Origin of the sequence: Paenibacillus sp. 2TAB19, from assembly GCF_052115185.1 — a bacterium.
Classification (GTDB): Bacteria; Bacillota; Bacilli; order Paenibacillales; family Paenibacillaceae; genus Pristimantibacillus.
Genome location: NZ_JBFRGE010000234.1, coordinates 1 through 414 on the forward strand (window position 1 = coordinate 1; position 414 = coordinate 414).

Genomic DNA, 414 nt, shown 5'->3' on the forward strand with positions numbered 1-414 from the left:
ATCATCCGTTTGGTGGCGATGGCGGAGGGGAACCACGCGTTCCCATACCGAACACGACCGTTAAGCCCTCCAGCGCCAATGGTACTTGGACCGCAGGGTCCTGGGAGAGTAGGACGTCGCCAAGCGGGTGCAGAAGCATCTAAATGTTGCGTRTTTGCTGAAGATTAACTCTGAAGTGATCGCAGCGCAAAACACTTGCTCTTTGAAAACTGGATAACGAAAGATAAGAATTGCTGAAACATCCTTTAGCTGGATTAACCATCAGCGAGCAGAGTTAGCGAAAGCGAGCTCAGCAGTTGATGTTAGCGAAGGTTGTTCGAGATTGTTGCGACATTTTTTCAGTTTGTTTCAACCATTTGATGTCTTAGGAGATCAAAGAAACAAAGTGAAAACGGCGCACAAGCCGAATCACCT

At 47.9% G+C, this 414-nt stretch carries 1 rRNA gene; it reads left to right on the plus strand.

Going from position 1 to position 414, the window contains the following annotated elements:
• Window positions 1–8: 8 nt before the first annotated feature.
• Window positions 9–125: ribosomal RNA gene (gene rrf / locus AB4Z33_RS31220) — 5S ribosomal RNA — on the plus strand.
• Window positions 126–414: the final 289 nt, after the last annotated feature.